This window comes from Streptomyces sp. NPDC050504 (assembly GCF_044458065.1).
In the GTDB taxonomy this organism is placed as follows: domain Bacteria; phylum Actinomycetota; class Actinomycetes; order Streptomycetales; family Streptomycetaceae; genus Streptomyces.
In genome coordinates this window covers 366,668-381,869 of the sequence record NZ_JBITHO010000007.1, presented here as the reverse complement: position 1 = coordinate 381,869, position 15,202 = coordinate 366,668, and the positions used below count along the sequence as shown (strand labels likewise).

Below are 15,202 nucleotides of genomic sequence, written 5' to 3'. Positions count from 1 at the left end.
TCTCTCCTACGGCGTCACGTCACCTCGCCGTCCCGCCTGCGGCGCCACCACAGCAGGGCCAGGCCCACCAGCAGGACCCCGCCCGCCGCGCCCGCCGACGAGGCGACCAGCAGCGTGTCGTCCGTGCCGTCACCGCCCCGGCCCGGCGCCACCGCCGCGCCGCCCGTGAGCAGGTCGCGGGACATCGTGGACGGCTTGTCCGCGAGCGGTCCCCGCGAACCCGACGTGGGCAGGGCCACGTACGGGAAGGACTTGCCGAACGGCACGTCGTTGGCGTCGACCGCGTCGCCCAGGTCGTTCGGCGTGCCGACCAGCTCGCCCTCCAGCACCTGGAGCTCGATGTCCACCACGTCGTCGGTGAGCCTGCGACCGTTGGGGAAGCCCGCCTTGTCGCCGTCGAGCACCCCCAGCCGCTTCGGGTCCGCGGAGGGCGGGATCGCGGTGTTGAGCCGGATCTCTTCCGCGGGCCGTACGTTCGGCGGCTGGTTGAGGCCCTTCACGCCGGTCAGGAACGCGGCCACCAGGTCGTTGCGCGGCTCCGCCGGAGCCTTGATCTTGTAGATCGACTCGATCAGCCTCGGCAGCTCCGGCTTGGTCACGTACTGGAGGAAGTCCGCGTCGTTCCACGGTGCCGAGGCGTTGAACCTGTCCTTGTCCTTCATCGGCACGACGACCTCGTTGACCAGCGGCGCGCCCATCCGCGACACCTGGGTCCAGCCGCCGCTCGCGTTCTTGCGGGAGGTGGTCGACCAGACGCCGATCACCGGCTGGTCCGCCGACGTGCGCAGCGAGGCCGTGGGCACCTGGAGCGCGATCGACTGCACGCCGTACCCCTGGACGGTGTCCCGGCCGACCTCCGAGAGGTCGCCGCCGTACAGCAGGTCGAAGACCCGCAGGTCGAGGAAGAACGGGTCGTCGGCCTGGCCCGCGTACGTCGAGCCGCCGCCCCGCACGGGCCGCACCGCCGCGTCGCGCAGCTTGCCGTAGTCCGGCATGGACGCCTTGCCGACGTTGGACGGCGCGACCGGCACGCCGCTCGCGAGGCGGGTGGTGGAGACGACCCGCTGCTTGTCCAGCTTCAGCAGGTCGAGGTTGTACGTCTGGGAGAAGTTGAGGTCCGGGTCGTCCAGCGAGGTCACCGGGCCCGTGTTGTAGAGGAACGTGTTGCCGTTCCTGGTCCTGTCCTTGAAGGTCCAGCGGTAGAGCAGGTCGCCCTGGCCGTCGCCGTCGTTGTCGACGTGGACGTCGTACCGGGCGTCGGGCGCGAACTTGTAGAAGTTGGGGCCGCCCGCCGGCTCCTCGAACGGCAGCCAGTTGGCTATCAGGGTGGTCGTGTCCGGCTTGTCGGGGCTCACGAAGGCGTACACGTCGGTGTGGTCGTACTGCGGCTGCCCCGAGATCAGCGGGGCCTCCCGGTGGCTCGCGGCGCCCGCCGTACCCGGCTGCAGGGCGCCCACACCGGCGGCCGCGAGCCCTCCGGCCGCCAGCGCACCGCACAACAGGGCGGCGGTGCTCCTGCGCCCCGCCCACGTGCTGGTGATCGACATCATCGCGTCCGTCCTTCCTCTGTTCCCGTCGGATCGCTCGCAAGCAATTCGGCGCGGAGGCGGGGACGGATTGCCCCGCCTTTTCGCGGGGTGGATTTCCGCGGGGCGGGCGGCGCGCGGCGCGCCGCGGCCTCCGGCCCGCCGCGCGACGCGCCCCCGGCGTGTCCCGTCGGCGCGGCGCGCGAAGAGGGCAGCCGACCACTCTCCGTGACGGTCCGTGAGGAGGCGGAGCGGGCGTCCCGGCGGTAGGGCCATTCGGCCGTACGTCCGGGCAGTGACCGGAATCACCACTGCGACCAGGGAACTTAAGGGATCCGTCGCGACCTGCGGAGGTCTGCGGAGTTGGCCGGCCGAACGCCCTGTCCAACTCGCCCTGGAATCTGGAGAATTCGGAGAGTAATCGCCAACCCCCTTGTGGGTGCGACGAATCCCGGGACCGGGATACACGAGTGAGGTGCGGGGGCGATAGGGTTAACCTGCCCGAGGATGAGTGCCCTCGTACGGGTGGGGAGTGACATGGAACAGATAACGGTGCGCAGCAGGCCACGGGTGCCTGCCATCACGTGCGGGAGCAGTGCGACCAGTTCGCGCCTCGACCGCCACCTCGCAGTGCTCGGCGGCCCCGCCGTGCCGCAGCGCGAGGCGGCCGAAGCGACGACGCTGATGCGCGAGCTGACCTCCCGCGACTCGGCACACGCCCGCAGGAGCAGGAGCCGGAGCGCCCGCGTTTCGCTCTTCGCGCCGCTGCGGCGCCTGCGCCGCTCGCTGTTCGGCAACCGCCACTGACCCTTCGGGTCCGAGCCCGGGGCGGCGCGCACGTCGGCCTCGCGTCGACAACGAAACAGCCGACAGCGAAACAGTCGACAAAGAAACAAAAGGGCACGCCAGACAAGCAGCCTGAGCCGCACACTCAGGCGATCACACCGTTCCGACGCAGCTCTGCGGGCCGCTCGTCCGTCATCCCCCGGGCACGCAGGGCTGCGTCGGTGTGTTCTCCCGCCTTCGGGACGTGCCCGTCACGTCCCCCGCCCCCGTGCCTGTCGCGCGGGGCCTACCGCGCGGGCCGCGCCCCCGCGTAACGCCGCACCGCGAGCGGGGCGAAGACCACGAGGAGGGCGAGCGACCAGGCCAGCGAGCCCGCGATCGGGTGCGCGACCGGCCAGGCGGCGCCCGCGGGGATCTCGGCGTTCCCGAAGAGGTCCCGCACGGCCGTGGTCACCGCCGAGATCGGGTTCCACTCCGCGATCGTGCGCACCCAGCCCGGCATGCCGTCGGTCGGGATGTACGCGTTGGAGAGCAGCGGCAGCATGAAGGTGGCGCCGCCCAGCTGGCCCGCCGCCTCCTCGCTCCGGGACGCCAGCCCCAGCAGGATGCCGACCCAGGTCGTGGCGAACCGGAAGAGCAGCAGCAGCCCGAACGCGCCGAGCGCCGCGAGCGGGCCGCCGTCGATCCGCCAGCCCATCGCGAGCCCCACCAGTACCAGCGGCACCAGCCCGACGGCGGTGGTCAGCAGGTCCGCGAGCGCCTGGCCCAGCGGCACTGCGGCCCGGCTCATCGGCATCGTGCGGAACCGGTCCATGACGCCCCGGTGGGAGTCCTGGGCGGCCTGGAACATCCCGGTCATGATGCCGTTCGCGGCGGTCGCCACCATCAGCCCGGGGACCAGGAACGCCCGGTAGTCCTCGCCCGGCATGGCGAGTGCGCTGCCGAAGACGTACCCGAAGAAGAGCAGGAAGACGATCGGCATCGTCTGTGTCATGACCGTGATCGCCGGGGCGCGCCTGATCCGCTGGAGGTGGCGGCCGAGGACGGCCGTGCCGTCGTGGACGAGTGCGGGGCTGCTCATGTGCGGACTCCCTGGGGGGCTGGGGCGGCGGTGTTCCGGTCGGCGGCCCGGCCGGCCGGGCCCGGGTGGCGCCGCGTCAGGCGCAGGAAGACCTCGTCGAGGGTGGGCGGGCGCAGGGCCGCGTCGACGATCAGGACGCCCGCCGCGTCTACCTCGCGGACGATGCGGGGCAGCGTGAGCGTGGGGTCGGTGGCGACCGCGCCGACCGTGCCGCGCCCGGCGTCGAGCACGGGCTCGGCGCCCGTCAGCCGGTCCAGTACGGCGGCGGCCGCGCGCAGCTGCGCCGGTTCGGCCACCACCACCTCGGCGTAGCTGCCGATCGCGGCCTTCAGCTCGGCGGGCGTGCCGCGGTGGGCGGCGCGGCCCTCGTCGACGAGCACGATGTCGTCGGCCAGCCGGTCGGCCTCCTCCAGGTACTGCGTGGTGAGCAGGACCGTGGTGCCCTCGTCGGCCAGCTCGCGCACCGCGTCCCAGATGCCGTTCCTGCTGTGCGGGTCGAGGCCGGTCGTCGGCTCGTCCAGGAACAGCACCGCGGGGCGGACGATCAGGCTGGCGGCCAGGTCGAGGCGGCGGCGCATGCCGCCCGAGTAGGTGCGGGCGGGGCGGTCGGCGGCCCCGGCCAGCTCGAAGCGCTCCAGCAGCTCGTCGGCGCGCGAGCGCGGGGCGCGCAGCAGCTTCGCGAACAGCCGCAGGTTCTCGGCGCCGGTCAACTCCCCGTCCACGGAGGCGTACTGGCCGGTGACGCCGATCGCGCGGCGCACCGCTTCGGGCTCGCGCCGCAGGTCGTGGCCCGCGACGCGGGCGGACCCCTCGTCGGGTGCGAGCAGGGTGGTCAGGACGCGGACCGCGGTGGTCTTCCCGGCGCCGTTGGGGCCGAGCATCCCGCAGACGGTGCCCTCGGCGACGGCGAGGTCGAGCCCGCGCAGCGCGTGGACGTCGCCGAAGCGTTTGCCGAGACCCTCACTAAGTACGGTGTACGTAGTAGTCATGCCGCCGACTGTAGCGCACTACGTACGGTGTACGTAACTACGATGGTGAGCGAGGTGATGAACGATGGCGGGGCGACCTGCTGAACCCGAAGTGATCTGGGCGCGCCCCGAGCGCGCGGGCCGCGGCCCGAGACCCGCGTACTCCAGGACCGACATCGCGGCGGCCGGGGTGCGCATCGCCGACGCGGACGGGCTGGAGGCCGTCTCGATGCGGAAGGTCGCGGCGGAGTTGGGGTGCGGCACGATGTCGCTCTACAACTACGTGCCGCGCAAGGAGGACCTGTACGAACTGATGGTCGACGCGGTGAGCGGGGAGTACGTGCTGCCCGACGCGCCCTCGGGGGACTGGCGCGCCGACGTCGTCGCGCTCGCCCACCAGACGCGGGCGCTGATGCGCAGGCACCCGTGGATGCCGCGGCTCATGTCGCCGGTGTACGGCTTCAGCCCCCATGCGCTGGCGTACCTGGAGTACGGGCTGGCCTGCCTCGACCCGCTGGGGATCCGCTACGGCGAGAAGATGGAGCTGCTCGCGATGCTGAACGGCACGATCACGGCGTACGTCGCGAACGAGCTGTCCACGGCGGAGCGGGTGCGGTCGCTGCCGTGGTCGCAGGAGGCGGAGCAGGCGGTGCGGATCGCCCACCTGGGGCGGGAGATCGGGTCCGGGCGGTATCCGAGGCTGGCGGCGGCGTTCGGGGAGGGCGCGGGGCCGATCGATCTCGACGCGGTGTTCGAGCGGATGCTGAGCCGCATCCTCAACGGCTTCGCACCGGGGTAGCGCCGCGGCCCCCTGGCGGGGCGCCCCTTCCCGAAACCCTGCCGGGGGCGTAAAGGACCGCGCCCACGCGGCGGAGCCGCACATCGACACAGCCCCGCGCCCCTTTCAGGGGCGCGGGGAACTGCGCGAGGGTGGGGCACGCGCCGCGCGTACCCACCCCGCCCCGCGCAGCGGAAACCGCACCCCCCGCCCCCTACAGCAGCGCGAACTGCCCGTTCGGGCCCTCCTCCTCGTGGTCCAGTACCGACGCAGGCCTCCGCGCCCCCGCCCCCGGCACCGGCACCTCCCCGGGCGGAATCGTCGCCGCGTCCCCGAGCACCGCCTCCCGTTCCCCTCGCGCCGCCGCGAGCAGCGCCAGCTGCGTGATCAGTTCGAGGAGCTCCGACGTCCACTCCTGCGGCCAGGCCGACGGCCGGATCGCGGACAGCGCGTCCGGCGGCTCCTGGACGCGCCGCGCGAACCACAGGTCCAGCACCCGCACCCCGCCCGCCTCGAACTCCCACGCCTCCGCCGGTACGGGCGAGATCCGGCCGCCCTCCCCGACGAGCAGCGTCTCGGACTCCGCGTCGTACGCCAGCTCCCCGGGCCGCGCGGGGACGGCGGACCGCACGTAGGGGCGCCGCCCGCCCGGCAGCCGGGGCCGCTCCCCGCCCCGCGCGCCCCGCAGGTGCACCCGCAGCAGCCGCTCGCCGAGCTCCACGCCCGCCCGCCAAACGTCCCGCGAAGCGGTGAGCGGCACCCGGCAGCCCGCGGGGGACGGCCGCGCCGCCGCCACCGTCCACGCCAGGAACTCCGCCGCGCCGACCTCGGTGCCGTACCGCCCGGAGAGGAACGCGAGCAGCCCAGGCGTCACGTTGGGCTCCACCCCGCCGGGGCGCCGGTACAGCGGCCGGATCCGGCCGGGCCGCCCCGCGGGCGACCGCCCGTCCGGGACGTGCGCGGTCACGGTCAGGGCGGGGCCGCCGGTCCCGGTGCCTGCCACGTAACCCTGTTCGACGACGAAGAGCTGACGCGTCCCGTCGACGACGCGCCACAACTCCGGGCGGGCCACGTCGATAAGCCGGTGGTCGGGCACCAGCCACTGCTCGTCGAACGCGCCGTGCAGCACCCGCACGGGCTCGGGGCACGGCCCGCCCTCGCCCGCGAGCCGCCCGGTGCCGGTGCGCTGCCCGGGGAGCGCGGCCACCGCAGTACCGAGCCCCCGCGCCCTGCTCGGCCCGAACAGCCGCGCGCGCTCGACGGGTTCGGCGCCGGTCAACGCGTCCCAGCGCGCCCGCAGCGAGCGCGCGTCGGGGGCCATGACCCAGCTCCGCCCCAGCCTCAGCGGGGCAACCGACCACGGCATCAGATCGTCGAGGAGGGGCGCTTCGTCGCTGCTCACGCCCCGATGCTACTCAGGGCCGGGGCCCGCTCAATGCGCTTCGAGCGTCACCGAGAACGAGAACCGGTCGCCCCGGTAGCGGATCCGCGCCACGTCCACGACCCGGCCGGCCCCGTCGTACACGACGCCCGTGTAGTACAGGATCGGCGAGAGCAGCGGCACGTGGAGCAGTTCGGCCGTCTCGGGGTCGGCGAGCCGCGCCTCGACCGTGTCCGTGATCCGGCTGATCCGCACCCCCGCCACGTCCCGCAGCACCTTCGTCATCGGCCACCGCTCCAGATCGGCGACCTCGATCGCGGCCGCCACCTCGGGAAGCACCGCGTTCTCCGCCCAGTTGGTGGGCTCGCCGCTCTCCCCGTCGTGGCGCAGGCGGCGGTACGACACCACCTCCGCCACGTCCCCGAAGTGCTCGGCCAGTTCGCCGGGGACCGGGCCCCGCGCGTGCCCGAGCACCGTGGTCCGCTCGCCCGACTGCTGGGCCACGATCGTGTCGACCGAGCCCAGCAGCCGCACCGGAGCACCCCTGCGCGCGCTCGGCTCGATGAACGTGCCGCGCCTGCGGTGCCTGCTGATCAGCCCCTCCGCCTCCAGCTCCTTCAGCGCCTGGCGCATCGTGAGCACGCTGACGCCGTAGTGCGCGGCCAGCTGCTCCTCGGTGGGCAGCCGCAGCGAGGCGTCGGGCGAGCGCCCCAGTATCGAGGCGCGCAGCGACTGCGAGACCTGGTACCAGAGCGGCAGCTTGCGGTTCAGGACCAGCGAGTCGGGGGCGAAGGCGGTCACGGGCTTTCTCCGTACGGGTGCTGCGGGGCGTCAGAGCCGGGCACGGGCTCTCACGGGCGGAAGTTGCGTTCGAGACCCTGCCACACGGCGTCGTAGTCCCGCTGGAGGTGGTCCGCGTCCGCGGCCTGCCCGGTCGCCGTCACGGGCCAGCGCGTCTCGAACATGAACGCCAGGCCGTCGTCGATCTTCTGCGGCTTCAGCTCGGCGGCGCTCGCCCGGTCGAAGGTCTCCCGGTCGGGCCCGTGCGCCGACATCATGTTGTGCAGCGAGCCGCCGCCGGGCACGAAGCCCCCCTTTCCGGCGGTCTTGGCGTCGTAGGCGCCCTCGATCAGGCCCATGTACTCGCTCATCACGTTGCGGTGGAAGTACGGCGGGCGGAAGGTGTCCTCGCCGACCAGCCAGCGCGGCGCGAAGACCACGAAGTCCACGCCCGCCAGGCCCGGGGTGTCCGATGGCGAGGTCAGCACCGTGAAGATCGACGGGTCGGGGTGGTCGTAGGAGATCGACCCGATGACGTTGAAGCGGTGCAGGTCGTAGACGTACGGGACGTGGTTGCCGTGCCAGGCGACGACGTCCAGCGGGGAGTGGTCGTAGGTCGCGGACCAGAGGTTGCCGCAGAACTTGTTGACCACCTCGACCGGACCCTCGGTCTCCTCGTACGCGGCGACCGGCGCGAGGAAGTCACGGGCGTTGGCCAGCCCGTTGGCGCCGATCGGGCCGAGGTCGGGCAGCACGAACGGGGAGCCGTAGTTCTCGCAGACGTACCCCCTGGCGCTCTCGTCGAGCAGCTCGACGCGGAAGCGCACCCCGCGCGGGATCAGCGCGACGTGCCCCGGCTCCGCGCTCAGCAGGCCGAACTCGGTGCGGATCAGCAGGCCGCCGCGCTCGGGCACGATCAGCAGCTCGCCGTCGGAGTCGCTGAACACCCGGTCCGTCATGGGGGAGTTGGCGTGGTACACGTGGATCGCCATGCCCGTGCGCTGGGTGGCGTCGCCGTTGCCGCCGAGCGTCCACAGGCCGGCCAGGAAGTCCGTGCCGGGCGCGGGCTCGGGCAGCGGGTTCCAGCGCAGCCGGTTGGGGTCGGGCACGGTCTCGGTGAAGGGCGCGCTGCGCAGTGCGCCGTTGTCGATCCTGGTGAACGCGGGGTGCGCCGCCGAGGGGCGGATGCGGTAGAGCCAGGAGCGCCGGTTGTGCGCGCGGGGTTCGGTGAACGCGCTGCCGCTCAGCTGCTCGGCGTAGAGGCCGAGCGGCGCGCGCTGCGGGGAGTTCCGCCCGTGCGGCAGCGCGCCGGGAACGGCCTCGGAGCTGTGCTCGTTGCCGAAGCCCGAGGAGTACGTCAGTGCCTCGGCGGTCTTGCGCGCCTGCTCGGCGCCGCTGCCCGTGGCCGATCCGCCGGTCGTTGTGCCGCTCATCTGTCCGCTCCGCTCCCGGTGCCGAATGCAATCCTATGGTCAACCGTAGGATTGCCTCGGCGGCTCGTCAATGGGGCCCGCCGGAAGGGCCGGGACCGGGTCGCGCGGGGCGGCGGGACCCGGCGCGGCGGATACCGGGTGGCAGCGCTCGCCCCGGGTGTGGCAGGTTCGACCGTGGGTCCGTGTGCGGGCCGGGTGGTGGGGCGGAAGGCGGCGGTGGCCGGACGGCGGCCACGGGAGGGGGCGCGGGTGTCAGGGGCGGGGCGGCAGCGGCGGGCGGTACGCGGGGAGTGGGCGCCGACGAGGCGCGCCGCGCTCGTGGCGGTGGCACTGGCGCTGGCGGCCGCCGGGTGCGGGGAGTCCGAGGGGAGTGAGCGGAGCCCGGAGACCGGGCGGCGGGTGACGAGCGGTCCCGCGGGGAAGCTGCTGGAGACCCGGGACGCGGCGGGACACCGGCTGCGCCAGGTCGACAAGGCCGGGGCGCCCGAGGTGCGGCTCACCGTGCAACCGGACTCGGAGGACGGCTGGAACCTCCAACTCGCCCCGAAGGGCTTCCGGTTCACCCCGGAGAGCATAGGCGGCCCCGCCAGGCCTGGGCGCGGCTACGCGTGGCTGCTGATCGACGACCGCCCGCTGGCCAGGGTGTACGGCCCCTGGTTCCACCTGCCGGGTGACGCGGTCGCCAAGGGCACCCACACCCTGGCGGTACGTCTGTCGGCCGACGACCACACCGTCTGGGCGGTCTCCGGCAAGCCGGTGGAGGGCACCGCCCAACTGACCGCCTCCACAGGGGGTGAGGCGGCGCGGGGGTGAGGGGCATGATGGGGCGGTGCCCCCCGAAGCCAGACCTGAACCCGAACCCGTTCCCGCTTCCGTCTCCCTTCCCGCTTCCGCTTCCACTTCCGTTCCCGTGATCGCGCCCCGGTCCGAGACCGTTCCCCGCCCCCGCTCCGAGACCGTCCCCCGTCCCCGGTCCGGGTCGATCCCCGCGTCCCGCCCCGGCATCCGCCCCGACGCGGGCCTCAGGCGTGCGCCCGTGCAGCAGCGCAGCGCGGCGCGGCTCACCCGGATCCTCGACGCCTGCGCCGAACTGCTCGACGAGTCCGGCTACGAACAGCTCTCCACCCGCGCCGTCGCGGCCCGCGCCGAGGTCCCCATCGGCTCGGTCTACCGCTTCTTCTCCAACAAGCGCGCCATGGCGGACGCGCTCGCCCACCGCAACCTCGACCGGTTCGCGGAGCGGGTCACCGCGCGGCTCGCCGCCGTCCCGCCCGCCGAGTGGCGCCGGGCGACGGACGTCGCGCTCGACGAGTACCTGCTGATGAAGCGGACCACGCCCGGCTTCGCACTGGTCAACTTCGGTGCGCCCGCACAGGCCGCGGGCACCGAGGACGACGCGAACCACCGGCTCGCGGACAGTCTGGTGGCGCTGTTCTGCGCACACCTCGGGCGGACGCCCGACGCGGTGCTGCGCCGCACGATCCTGGTGGCGGTCGAGGCGGCCGACTCGGTGCTCCAGCTCGCCTTCCGCCGTGATCCGTCGGGCGATCCCGAGTTCGTCGAGGAGACCCGGAAGCTGCTGCACAGCTACTTGGCCCAGACGCTCGACTGAGGCCACCGCGCCCTACACGTACACCGTTGACCTGCTGTTTTGCTCGTATTGCTCACGCGTCAACATCTTGTTAACGCCAGAACGCGGCACCTAACGTCAGCCGGACCGCCGACTCCGGTGGGAGTTCAAGGGTGAACGTTAGGTGTCCTCCATGCTGACCATCCTCGGCTTCACCATGATCGCGACCTTCCTGGTCCTGATCATGATGAAGAAGATGTCGCCGATCGCGGCGCTCGTCCTCATCCCCGCGCTCTTCTGCGTCCTGGTCGGCCAGGGCGCACAGCTCGGCGACTACGTCATCGAAGGCGTCGGCAAGCTCGCCCCCACCGCCGCGATGCTGATGTTCGCCATCGTCTACTTCGGCGTGATGATCGACGTCGGCCTCTTCGACCCGATCGTCCGGGGCATCCTGCGCTTCTGCAAGGCGGACCCGATGCGGATCGTCGTCGGTACGGCGGTGCTCGCCGCGATCGTCTCGCTGGACGGCGACGGCTCCACCACCTTCATGATCACCGTCTCCGCGATGTATCCGCTCTACAAGCGGCTCGGGATGAGCCTGGTCGTCATGACCGGTGTCGCCGCGACCGCCAACGGCGTCATGAACACGCTGCCCTGGGGCGGCCCCACCGCCCGCGCCGCCACCGCGCTCAAGCTGGACGCGGGCGACATCTTCGTCCCGATGATCCCGGCGCTGGGCGTCGGCCTGCTGGCCGTGTTCCTCCTGGCGTACGTGCTCGGGTGCCGCGAGCGCAAGCGCATCGGCTACCTCACGCTGGACGAGGCGCTGGAGCCGGGCGACGCGGCGGACGGGGCGGGCGAGTCGGGTGCGGTGCTGGTCAAGGCCGGGAGCGAGACGCTGACGAAGGACGGGGGAGCGGGCGCGGGCAAGGGCGGCCGCCGGGGCACGGGCGCCGGTATGGGCACGGGCGGCGCGTCCGCCGCCGTCGCCCCGGGCGACGAGGAGTTCCAGGGGCTCGACCCGAACAGGCCCACGCTGCGCCCCCGCCTCTACTGGTTCAACGCCGGCCTGACCGTCGCTCTCCTCACCGCGATGATCATGGAGCTGCTGCCGATCCCGGTGCTCTTCCTGCTCGGCGCGGCCCTCGCGCTCACCGTGAACTTCCCCTCGATGGCCGAGCAGCGCGAGCGTCTCGCCGCGCACGCGGACAACGTCCTGAACGTCTCCGGGATGGTCTTCGCCGCCGCCGTCTTCACCGGTGTCCTCACCGGGACCGGCATGGTCGAGCACATGGCCGACTGGCTGGTCGGGGCCGTGCCGGACGCGATGGGGCCGCACATGGCGATCGTCACGGGCGTGCTGAGCATCCCGCTCACGTACTTCATGTCCAACGACGGCTTCTACTTCGGCGTGGTCCCCGTGCTGGCCGAGGCCGGCGCCGCGCACGGCGTCTCCCCGCTGGAGATCGCCCGCGCCTCGCTCGTCGGCCAGGCGCTGCACATGTCGAGCCCGCTGGTGCCCGCGGTGTACGTGCTGGTCGGCATGGCGAAGGTGGAGTTCGGCGACCACACGAGGTTCACGGTGAAGTGGGCGGCGCTCACCTCGCTGGTGGTCCTGGGCGCGGGGATCCTGTTCGGGATCATCTGACGCGGCCCGGCTCCGCCCCGGGCGACAGCGGCGCGGCCCCGTCCCGAGCGGTCGGGGCGGGGCCGCCGTGCTCCGCCGGAGTCCCTCTGGACCCAGAAAACTAACGGCGCTAGTTTGGGGGCGGGCCGCTCCGGACGCGGGCCCGAGCCGGTCCCTCCGAAGGAGCACCTGATGATCGCGCACGACGGCATGTACATCGGCGGGGAGTGGCGCCCCGCGTACGGCACCGACACCTTCCCCGTGGTGAACCCGGCGGACGAGCAGGTCATCGCCCACGTCCCGGCCGGCACTGCGGCCGACGTCGACGCCGCCGTGCGCGCCGCCCGCGCGGCGTTCCCCGGCTGGGCGGCCACCGCCCCCGCCGACCGCGCCGCGCGCATCGCCGCCCTTCGTGACGCGCTCGCCGCCCGCAAGGACGAGATCGCCGAGACGGTCACCGCCGAGCTCGGCGCGCCCCTCGCGCTCTCCCGGGCGGTGCACGCGTCCGTGCCGCTGCTGGTCGCGGACTCGTACGCGGAGCTGGCCGCCTCGTACCCCTTCGAGGAGAAGGTGGGCAACTCCACCGTCCTCGCCGAGCCCGTCGGCGTCGTCGGCGCGATCACGCCGTGGAACTACCCGCTGCACCAGATCGTCGCCAAGGTCGCCCCCGCGCTCGCCGCGGGCTGCACGGTCGTGCTCAAGCCCGCCGAGTACACCCCGCTGACCGCCCAGCTCTTCGCCGAGGCCACCCAGGAGGCCGGCCTGCCCGCGGGCGTCTTCAACCTGGTCACCGGGCTCGGCCCGGTCGCGGGGCAGGCGCTGGCCGAGCACCCGGGCGTCGACCTGGTCTCCTTCACCGGTTCCACGGCCGTCGGCCGGCGGATCGGCGCGGTCGCGGGCGGCGCGGTCAAGCGCGTCGCGCTGGAGCTCGGCGGCAAGTCGGCCAACGTGATCCTGCCCTCCGCCGACCTCGCCAGGGCGGTCAACGTCGGCATCGCCAACGTCATGTCCAACTCCGGCCAGACGTGCAGCGCCTGGACCCGGATGCTGGTCCACACCGACCGGTACGAGGAGGCGGTGGCGCTCGCCGCGACCGCCGTCGCCAAGTACGTGCCGGGCGAGCGGATCGGCCCGCTGGTCAGCGCCGAGCAGCGGCAGCGGGTGCGCGGCTACATCGACAAGGGCGTCGCGGAGGGCGCGCGGCTCGTCGCGGGCGGCCCCGAGGCGCCCCTGGAGACCGGCTTCTACGTCGCGCCGACCGTCTTCGCCGACGTCACGCCCGAGATGACGATCGCCCAGGAGGAGATCTTCGGCCCGGTCGTCTCGATCATCAGGTACGAGGACGAGGCCGACGCGCTGCGGATCGCCAACGGCACGGTGTACGGCCTCGCGGGCGCGGTCTGGGCCGCCGACGAGGCGGAGGCCGTCGCCTTCGCGCGGCGCATGGACACCGGGCAGGTCGACATCAACGGCGGCCGCTTCAACCCGCTCGCCCCGTTCGGCGGCTACAAGCAGTCGGGCGTGGGCCGCGAGCTGGGCGCGCACGGCCTGAGCGAGTACCTCCAGACCAAGTCCCTCCAGTTCTGATGCCCGTCCCGCCGATCGAGGAGTACGTGAACGTGGTCCGCGCCGCAGTCCTGCCCGCCGTCGGTTCCCCGCTGGAGATCACCGAGATCCTGCTGCCCGACCCGGGCCCCGGGCAGGTGCGGGTCAGGATCGCCGCCGCCGGGGTCTGCCACTCCGACCTGTCCCTGTCCAACGGCACCATGCGGGTGCCCGTCCCGGCCGTGCTCGGCCACGAGGGCTCGGGCACGGTCGTCTCCGTGGGCGAGGGAGTCACCCACGTCGCCCCCGGCGACGGCGTCGTCCTCAACTGGGCGCCCGCCTGCGGCGCCTGCCACCACTGCGCGATCGGCGAGGTCTGGCTCTGCGCGGGCGCGCTGCGCGGCGCCGCGGGCAGGCACGCCCGTACCGCCGACGGCACCGAACTGCATCCGGGGCTCAACGTCGCCGCGTTCGCCGAGGAGACCGTGGTCGCCGCCGACTGCGTGCTGCCCGCGCCCGACGGCGTCCCGCTCGACCAGGCGGCGCTGCTCGGCTGCGCGGTCCTGACCGGGTACGGCGCGGTGCACCACAGCGCGCGGGTCCGCGCCGGGGAGTCCGTGGTGGTGTTCGGCGCCGGCGGCGTCGGCCTCGCCGCGCTCCAGGCCGCCAGGATCGCGGGCGCGTCGTCGATCGTCGCGGTGGACGTGTCGCCGGCGAAGGAGGAACTGGCGCGGCGGGCGGGGGCCACGGAGTACGTCGTCGCGTCCGACACCACCGCCAAGGAGGTCCGCGCGCTGACCGGCGGCCACGGCGCGGACGTGGCCGTCGAGTGCGTGGGCCGCGCCGCGACCATCCGTACCGCCTGGGAGTCCACCCGGCGCGGCGGGCGCACCACCGTCGTCGGCATCGGCGGCAAGGACCAGCAGGTGACCTTCAACGCGCTGGAGATCTTCCACTGGGGCCGTACGCTCTCCGGCTGCGTCTACGGCAACTCCGACCCGGCGGCCGACCTGCCCGTGCTCGCCGAGCACGTCAGGGCGGGGCGGCTGGACCTCGGCGCGCTGGTCACCGAGCGGATCGGGCTCGACGGGATCCCGGCGGCGTTCGAGAACATGCTCGCGGGGAAGGGCGGCAGGGCACTGGTCGTGTTCTGAACCCCTTCGGCTTCGACCGATGAGTTCCCGGGGTGCGCGCGGTCCGCATCTGTGAGAGGAAGCAGAAGCGCCCACCCCGAAGGGAACCGTCATGACGCAGAAGATCAGGACCTGTCTCTGGTTCAACGGCCAGGCGGAGGCCGCCGTCGAGCTGTACACGTCGGTGTTCCGCGACTCGCGCATCATCGACGTGACGCGCTACGGCAAGGAGGGGCCGGGGGAGCCCGGCTCGGTGCTCACCATCGAGTTCGAGATCGCGGGCAAGGAGCTGATCGCGCTCAACGGCGGCCCCGAGTTCACGTTCACCGAGGCGGTCTCGCTCTCCGTGGACTGCGAGGACCAGACCGAGGTGGACGACCTGTGGGCCGCGCTCACCGCGAGCGGCGGACAGGAGGGGCCCTGCGGGTGGCTCAAGGACCGGTTCGGCCTGTCGTGGCAGATCGTGCCGCGCCGCCTGACCGAGTTGCTCGGCGACGCGGATCCGGCGGTGGCCGGGCGGGTCACGGCGGCGATGATGAAGATGGGCAGGCTGGAGGTCGCCACGCTGGAGGCGGCGGCACGGGGGGAGTAGCC

Annotated in this window: 14 protein-coding genes; 8 read left to right on the top strand and 6 right to left on the bottom strand. The window is 73.3% G+C overall.

The features are described 5' to 3' along the window. Positions 1 to 14: 14 nt before the first annotated feature. Entirely contained in the window at positions 15 to 1,550 is a 1,536-nt protein-coding gene (locus ACIBNE_RS27625) for a DUF4331 domain-containing protein (RefSeq protein ID WP_399276102.1), read from the bottom strand. Between the two features lie 513 nt (positions 1,551 to 2,063). Here ACIBNE_RS27625 and ACIBNE_RS27620 point away from each other — a divergent pair. Further along, complete coding sequence (locus ACIBNE_RS27620; protein WP_399276100.1) at positions 2,064 to 2,333, top strand: hypothetical protein; 270 nt, start codon at positions 2,064 to 2,066, stop codon at positions 2,331 to 2,333. A 265-nt stretch (positions 2,334 to 2,598) separates the two neighbouring features. Here ACIBNE_RS27620 and ACIBNE_RS27615 read toward each other — a convergent pair whose 3' ends face one another. Both ACIBNE_RS27615 and ACIBNE_RS27610 read right to left on the bottom strand, forming a co-directional pair. Then, positions 2,599 to 3,393 carry an ABC transporter permease gene (locus ACIBNE_RS27615; protein ID WP_399276098.1) on the bottom strand — a complete coding sequence of 265 codons (795 nt, stop codon included), beginning with the start codon at positions 3,391 to 3,393 and terminating at the stop codon, positions 2,599 to 2,601. Next, positions 3,390 to 4,382, bottom strand: coding sequence for an ATP-binding cassette domain-containing protein (locus tag ACIBNE_RS27610; protein WP_399276096.1), 993 nt, complete (start codon positions 4,380 to 4,382; stop codon positions 3,390 to 3,392). The genes ACIBNE_RS27615 and ACIBNE_RS27610 overlap by 4 nt, the downstream gene beginning before the upstream one ends. A 64-nt stretch (positions 4,383 to 4,446) precedes the next feature. Between ACIBNE_RS27610 and ACIBNE_RS27605 the strand changes: the two genes are divergently transcribed. Further along, entirely contained in the window at positions 4,447 to 5,160 is a 714-nt protein-coding gene (locus ACIBNE_RS27605) for a TetR/AcrR family transcriptional regulator (RefSeq protein WP_399276094.1), read from the top strand. A 193-nt stretch (positions 5,161 to 5,353) separates the two neighbouring features. Here the strand turns inward: ACIBNE_RS27605 and ACIBNE_RS27600 are convergent, their stop codons facing one another. The 3 genes from ACIBNE_RS27600 to hmgA all read right to left on the bottom strand — a co-directional run bounded on the left by ACIBNE_RS27600 (position 5,354) and on the right by hmgA (position 8,733). Next, on the bottom strand, positions 5,354 to 6,505 hold the full coding sequence (locus ACIBNE_RS27600) for a type ISP restriction/modification enzyme (protein WP_399276308.1): 1,152 nt from the start codon (positions 6,503 to 6,505) through the stop codon (positions 5,354 to 5,356). A gap of 66 nt (positions 6,506 to 6,571) precedes the next feature. Then, positions 6,572 to 7,321 (bottom strand): GntR family transcriptional regulator, encoded by a 750-nt coding sequence (locus ACIBNE_RS27595; RefSeq protein WP_399276092.1) that lies wholly within the window; start codon positions 7,319 to 7,321, stop codon positions 6,572 to 6,574. Positions 7,322 to 7,371: 50 nt separating this feature from the next. Next, positions 7,372 to 8,733 carry a homogentisate 1,2-dioxygenase gene (hmgA, locus tag ACIBNE_RS27590; RefSeq protein ID WP_399276090.1) on the bottom strand — a complete coding sequence of 454 codons (1,362 nt, stop codon included), beginning with the start codon at positions 8,731 to 8,733 and terminating at the stop codon, positions 7,372 to 7,374. A gap of 249 nt (positions 8,734 to 8,982) precedes the next feature. Between hmgA and ACIBNE_RS27585 the strand changes: the two genes are divergently transcribed. From ACIBNE_RS27585 to ACIBNE_RS27560, 6 genes are all read left to right on the top strand, one after another. Further along, positions 8,983 to 9,546, top strand: a complete 564-nt coding sequence (locus ACIBNE_RS27585) for a hypothetical protein (protein ID WP_399276088.1) — start codon at positions 8,983 to 8,985, stop codon at positions 9,544 to 9,546. 223 nt (positions 9,547 to 9,769) lie between these two features. Beyond that, entirely contained in the window at positions 9,770 to 10,345 is a 576-nt protein-coding gene (locus ACIBNE_RS27580) for a TetR family transcriptional regulator (RefSeq protein ID WP_399276086.1), read from the top strand. Positions 10,346 to 10,496: 151 nt separating this feature from the next. After that, positions 10,497 to 11,951, top strand: a complete 1,455-nt coding sequence (locus ACIBNE_RS27575; RefSeq protein ID WP_399276084.1) for a CitMHS family transporter — start codon at positions 10,497 to 10,499, stop codon at positions 11,949 to 11,951. A gap of 171 nt (positions 11,952 to 12,122) precedes the next feature. Next, a complete protein-coding gene (locus ACIBNE_RS27570; protein WP_399276082.1) occupies positions 12,123 to 13,517 on the top strand; it encodes an aldehyde dehydrogenase family protein in 1,395 nt (464 codons plus the stop codon). Between the two features lie 32 nt (positions 13,518 to 13,549). After that, entirely contained in the window at positions 13,550 to 14,629 is a 1,080-nt protein-coding gene (locus tag ACIBNE_RS27565) for a Zn-dependent alcohol dehydrogenase (protein WP_399276306.1), read from the top strand. A 91-nt stretch (positions 14,630 to 14,720) separates the two neighbouring features. Then, positions 14,721 to 15,200 (top strand): VOC family protein, encoded by a 480-nt coding sequence (locus tag ACIBNE_RS27560; protein WP_399276080.1) that lies wholly within the window; start codon positions 14,721 to 14,723, stop codon positions 15,198 to 15,200. Positions 15,201 to 15,202 lie beyond the last annotated feature (2 nt).